Here is a 2,435-nt window from a genome sequence, read left to right as displayed (position 1 = left end):
TCCGGCCCGCCGGGTCGCTGAACTGCTGCCGTGGAACTACCGGCCCGTTTGAGGTGACGCCGTCACCGGACGCTTACGGCAAGCCGTCGGACACCTCGGGTGGCGGATAGAGCGGGTGACCGGCGGGCCGGAATTGCTTCCCAGCGGGGCTGTGCAGGTCTGCTAGGGGCGCCTGCGCCCACTGCCGGGGTAGGCGGCAGGCGCGGCGTGGCAGGGCACCGTGACAGGTTTTTAGTTTCGCAGCGCTGCAGCGCGCGCCGGAGGGATGCCTGCAACGCTGAAATACTGAAAACCTGCGGCGCTGCCCGGAAGCCATCGCTAGAGCGGGCTCCGGCGGTGAGCTGTCACAACTCGAAGCGATGGATACGCAGTGAAAGAGCCGCTAGCGGTGGCGCAGTGGCTCGCCTCCAAGCGGAACGCCGACCTGACGCCCGCAACCGTGCTCAAAATGAAGATGATCTTCGCGGTCGTTCGAGCTCGCCAGCAAGTGGGGGGCGTGGCCGGCTGCGAGCGCAATCCGGTACGTGCTGTAGAGACCAAGTCGGTCAACAACGCCCGCGAGGGTGCTGTCAGTCTAACGCGAAGCGCTCTCTTTACGATGCATTTGGGTCTTTGAGGACGTGCGCCTAGCTCGCGAGCACCTGCCACTCAGCAAACGCTGCTGAGCGGCGATCCTTGTATGTTCGGCGGTCAACGTTGTGGCGATCGAGATCGAAGTGGTTGTGGACGTTCGTGTGGACGGAAGCAAACTTCTGCAGCGTCTTCATCTGCCTGAAGCGGAGCATCGCTCGTTCTCGTCGCCTGAACGGCAGATGTGAGTTCGCGACCCTGTTGTTGGCCCAGCGTCCGACCTCTTGGCGATTGCGGTTGCCGAGCTCGGTCATCGCCGCGCCAGCTGCGCAGGCCGTCGGTGGTGATCGCCTCAGGTGAGCCGTGGCGCTTGATCGCCTTCTTCATGAAGGCAAGTGCTGCACCCTTGTCGCGCGTCTTCGTGACCTAGCGTTCCAGCATCTCATGGTCGACCGCCCGCCACAGATAGTCCATCTCGCCGGTCAGCTTCACGTACATCTCGTCCAGGTGCCAGCGCCAGTGACGAAAGTCACGCATGCGGCTGACCCGCTGACGTCGGATGTCGCCTGCGAACAGCGGACCAAACCTGTTCCACCATAGCCTCACCGTCTCATGGCAGATGTCGATCCCGCGCTCGAACAGCAGGTCCTCTACGTTCCGCAAGGAAGCGGAAACCGTACGTACATGAGCACCACCAGCCGGATCACCTGGGGTGACGAGTTGCAGTAGCGGAACGGACTGGCTGGCTTGCAGGCACGAGGCATGCACCCGCCCTACCCCAGTTACCAGCAGGTGCATTTGGTTGACGGTGCCCTCACCGTCCATGACCATGTCTGGTGCAGGGACCAGTTCGGCATGGATCAAACCACGAAGACCGATCTCGCGGCGTTCAAAGCCTGGTTACGGGACACCGCGGCACCGTCGGAAACAATCGCCGATTCGATGCGACTCTCCTGGGCGATGCGGGCGCTCGGCGGTGGGCCCAAGCCGTGGGGAGCGGCGCTGCATGCGTTGCTGGAAAGCGGCGTTCCCTACGAACTCACCGGTCCGGAGAAGATGAACTACATCATCGATCGGGCCGACGTGGCCCATTGCTGTTCGAACGTTTAGGGTGTCGGGCTCGATGAGTATTCGCAGAGGATTGTCTTGGACATCGTCAATCTCGAGTTCAGGAACGCCTCTGCGTTCGCCCAGGTGGCGCACACCGGTCTAGGGCGCAGCGCTTGGCGCCTGCCTGCGAATGTCCTCCTGCCGATCGCGCAGAATTGCGCCACCGCCGCCGAACTGTCGGCACGCATCGGAATCGACGCAAACGTGGTGGCCAAGCGGTTGCGTGCAGACAATGTGCCGCCGGCGTTCATCGGCTGGGAGAGGAACGCCGCTGAAATGGCCTTGGCCGATCACCTCGTCCACTCTATCGGCGGCCGGTTATCGGTCACTTCGGAGCAGCGCTAAGTGGCTAAAAAGCAGGCCTTGAGTGGCTGCCGCACGGATGTGGAGCGGGTGAAGGGAATCGACAACAAACCGCCATGGTTGAAGGCAAGGAATTAAGCAGCAAAATGTAGGCCTTTAGTGCGGCTGCGCCAGTCCATGTGATTTCTGATGCACCGTCAGCTCCGGTGTCAACGCAGGCATCGAGCTCACTGTGCGACTTTGGTGGATGCACGAACCCGCTGCGCGGGAGGGGCGCTTGATGCGAAGGCGCTGGCCGTGGCTGGAGCATTTTTTGGTGATGGTACCTATGACCGCAGCAAGCTGCTCGACGCGGCAGCGTTGCGGCGGCGGTTTGTGTCAATCGGCGTCCAAAAAGGACCCCCTATCGGCGTCCAAAAGGGACCCCGTTTGTCGAGCGGTGTGACGGGTAT

At 62.3% G+C, this 2,435-nt stretch carries 3 protein-coding genes and 1 pseudogene; 3 read left to right on the top strand and 1 reads right to left on the bottom strand.

Features of this window, described 5'->3' with window-relative positions; translation table 11 throughout:
- Nucleotides 1–388 precede the first annotated feature (388 nt).
- Nucleotides 389–616 (top strand): hypothetical protein, encoded by a 228-nt coding sequence (locus HRV97_RS17165; protein ID WP_174195345.1) that lies wholly within the window; start codon nt 389–391, stop codon nt 614–616.
- Nucleotides 617–626: 10 nt separating this feature from the next.
- On the opposite strand, the pseudogene HRV97_RS17895 reads toward HRV97_RS17165, so the two are convergent.
- Nucleotides 627–1,334 (bottom strand): annotated as a pseudogene (locus tag HRV97_RS17895) (IS6 family transposase).
- On the opposite strand from HRV97_RS17895, the gene HRV97_RS17155 reads away from it, so the two are divergent.
- Complete coding sequence (locus tag HRV97_RS17155) at nt 1,333–1,680, top strand: hypothetical protein (protein WP_174195344.1); 348 nt, start codon at nt 1,333–1,335, stop codon at nt 1,678–1,680. The pseudogene HRV97_RS17895 and the gene HRV97_RS17155 overlap by 2 nt on opposite strands.
- Before the next feature lie 36 nt (nt 1,681–1,716).
- Entirely contained in the window at nt 1,717–2,025 is a 309-nt protein-coding gene (locus HRV97_RS17150; RefSeq protein ID WP_174195343.1) for a hypothetical protein, read from the top strand.
- The last annotated feature ends 410 nt before the right edge of the window (nt 2,026–2,435 follow it).

Source organism: Sphingomonas hominis (assembly GCF_013328205.1).
Lineage (GTDB): Bacteria > Pseudomonadota > Alphaproteobacteria > Sphingomonadales > Sphingomonadaceae > Sphingomonas > Sphingomonas hominis.
This window is presented reverse-complemented; position numbering and strand designations above follow the sequence as displayed.

What these genes read in the sequence shown, in the direction of transcription:
- HRV97_RS17155 (WP_174195344.1), top strand. Translation starts at nt 1,333, where the DNA reads ATGCACCCGCCCTACCCCAGTTACCAGCAGGTGCATTTGGTTGACGGT.